The organism is Mesobacillus subterraneus, assembly GCF_000934845.1.
GTDB classification, from domain to species: Bacteria; Bacillota; Bacilli; order Bacillales; family Cytobacillaceae; genus Mesobacillus; species Mesobacillus stamsii.
This window is the reverse complement of sequence record NZ_JXIQ01000152.1, coordinates 1-2,559: the sequence shown is the minus strand read 5'-3', so window position 1 is coordinate 2,559 and position 2,559 is coordinate 1. Positions and strand designations below refer to the sequence as shown.

Sequence of the window (2,559 nt, the reverse complement as noted above, 5' to 3'; positions counted from 1 at the left end):
CGTTCCAATCAACAGCCCGTTAATCAGCAAAACCAAAAAAAGACCGGGCGCAGTTTGCCCGGTTTTCTTTTGCCCTGAAATATTCACTGATTTTCAGAAATAGGCAAATATCACCTGCTTAATAGGCTTTCTTGTAAATCATTCATGCATGAAATAAATGAAAAAAGAATCCATTTCTGATAAGGTTAAAACATCGACGAAATAACCATCAGAAAGGATTCTTATAATGGCTACTTTACTGCAATTAACACTTGATTTCAATCGTCAAATTAAATTAACGAATAATGGAGGTTTGCTATTCTTTTTCCAGGTCATTTATCAATTTCTTCATTTCAGAGATCTCTTTTTTTTGGGCATTTATAATGCTGTCGGCCAACCTCCGAACTCTTGGGTCTGTAATTTGAGCTCGCTCACTAGTTAATATTGCAATGGAATGGTGAGGAATCATGGCTTCCATATAATCGACATCATCCACGAGGACTTGACTTCGCAATAAATAGAGTGAAACGAAGAAAACAACAAGGCTGCCAGCTACAATTCCTGTATTTAATTTGCGATTTTCCAACATATTACGCATAAACGCTAACATAATCATAGTCATTGTGGCTCCCATTAAAAGTGCCATATAAGCCCTGGATTCACTGAAATAGACATGATCCAGTTTATAGGTGTTGAGATATTTAAAGATAAACATGGCAATTGTAGAGACAATAACCATTCCGGCAAATTTCATATATGGCTTCATTCATATCCACCTCTAAAAATAATTTTTTGAATGTGTTTTCTTATGTTAATCAGTTGCTGTCTGCTGCCCATCGAGAATGGTTTTAAGCAAGATGCTTGTTCAACTAACTCCCATTTTTCACTTTTCCTACAAATTGGTTTTCAAATGGAAGCTCGTCCAATGTAGGAACCTCTTCGCAAGGACTTCGCATGTTCATCATCAGTCTCATAAGGCTTCTTAACAAATCGAGCTTGTTCTTTAAAATCCTCATTCTCACCCTGTTTTTTGAACCTTAATCTTAGCTATCAAGCCGTGGTGGGCTGATAGATGTTCGGAAATTAGCCCCTTATCAGTTGCAGGCAATAACATATGGATTCCTCCTGTTCTATTTTTTGGGGTTTATTACTTTCTACCACTTCTTCAAGCAAATAAACTGCATAAAAAATGCACAAACGCTGCCATATACAGCCGGGAGCCATCAGCCAGCGGCTCCCGAGCTAAAAATTCTATTCATTTTGTACATGTTTAAAGTGCTGCAAAGTCATACGTTGCATTTCTTTACTGACAGTTGGAATGAATTCTTCATGAGTATGCTTTATTAAATGGTCATAGATCATCTGCATGCTCACATCCTGATAAGCCATTTGAACATGGATATTTTTCACGTTGGGATCCTTCATCATCAAAGCCGAAGTGAAATTATCGCTGCCCATCAACTTCGCAGTGGACCTTGCTTCAAAAGCAATATTTTTGTCGCTTTCACTAAGATTTCCAGCATTCATATGAAAATCAAAATGTTTCATTTCAGGCAAATGTACTTTATGTGTTTGGTCAGGGTCAATAAGCGCTAGCATCGTCTTGACATGGTTTCTCAATGTATGAATATTCATCTCCAAAATATTTTTCAACATAGGGTTTTGGACTGAAGAATAATACATTTTCAGCTTATTGATGACTCCTTCATGAGTACTTAAATGTTCGACCATAATCCCTAAGTCGACGGCAGGCAAATTCATCTGTTTATCATCCTCCTCTTTTAGTAGGATACTCACCCTGCCGGTGTAAGGTAATTTGTCTTAAAAACTATATTATGTAGCGTCAGTACAGGTAAAACCAATTTTCAACTTAGGGGTAAAGAAGGATCTGTCTGATTTGGCTGCACAAAAAAAAACACCTTGTAAATTCAAGAATATCTCTTGTTTTACTGGTGTTTTGCTGGTTGACTGGGAGTCAAATTTACGCGGCAAATGCCCTGCAAGCCTGGGCACAATGCTGGCAAACTTGGGCGCAATTCTGGGACATCTGATCTGGGAACTTAGAGCATTCCAGTGCACACTGTTCACAGACGTAGGCACAAGAATTGGCAAGAGCTTTTGAGAAAAAGCTGTCTCTTGCAAGGTATTTTGCCATCAGTGTGCACATATCGGCACAATCTCTTACTAACAGAATCTGAACGTCTCTCCTATCATCATGTGGTAAACCAATCAAGTGAGTGACCATATGTTCACATGTTGCTTCACAGTGCTGAACAGTATGCAGCAACGAAGATCCTATCGCCATTTGACCTCCCATAGCCCCCGAATATTGCCCATATTGTCTGAATGTTTGTGTTGAATACAAAACACATACCTCCTTTTATTTAACGTTTTATTTATATGGTGAAGGGAGGATTCTGTGCATGTATCAATGCCCCTACTCGTAAATGAAATTTATTGAGGGATCATCCTTCACAAATAACAGGAAGACAGATTTTCTTCGATTTTAACGGATTTCCGAAAGAAGTCTCCCATCCTCAAGGAATGGGAAGGGCTAAAGCCCAATGAGTAGGTGGGAGA

3 protein-coding genes are annotated in these 2,559 nt (G+C 38.6%); all 3 read right to left on the bottom strand.

Features of this window, described 5'->3' with window-relative positions:
• Nucleotides 1-295 precede the first annotated feature (295 nt).
• Entirely contained in the window at nt 296-745 is a 450-nt protein-coding gene (locus UB32_RS16675; RefSeq protein WP_044395822.1) for a DUF305 domain-containing protein, read from the bottom strand.
• 485 nt (nt 746-1,230) lie between these two features.
• Nucleotides 1,231-1,740, bottom strand: coding sequence for a hypothetical protein (locus UB32_RS16670; protein ID WP_044395821.1), 510 nt, complete (start codon nt 1,738-1,740; stop codon nt 1,231-1,233).
• 220 nt (nt 1,741-1,960) lie between these two features.
• Nucleotides 1,961-2,344 carry a four-helix bundle copper-binding protein gene (locus tag UB32_RS16665; protein WP_241768535.1) on the bottom strand — a complete coding sequence of 128 codons (384 nt, stop codon included), beginning with the start codon at nt 2,342-2,344 and terminating at the stop codon, nt 1,961-1,963.
• Between the last annotated feature and the right edge of the window lie 215 nt (nt 2,345-2,559).

Bases quoted from the DNA above. Each gene is read 5' to 3' on its own strand.
- UB32_RS16675 (WP_044395822.1), bottom strand. From the start codon at position 745: ATGAAGCCATATATGAAATTTGCCGGAATGGTTATTGTCTCTACAATT.
- UB32_RS16670 (WP_044395821.1), bottom strand. From the start codon at position 1,740: ATGAATTTGCCTGCCGTCGACTTAGGGATTATGGTCGAACATTTAAGT.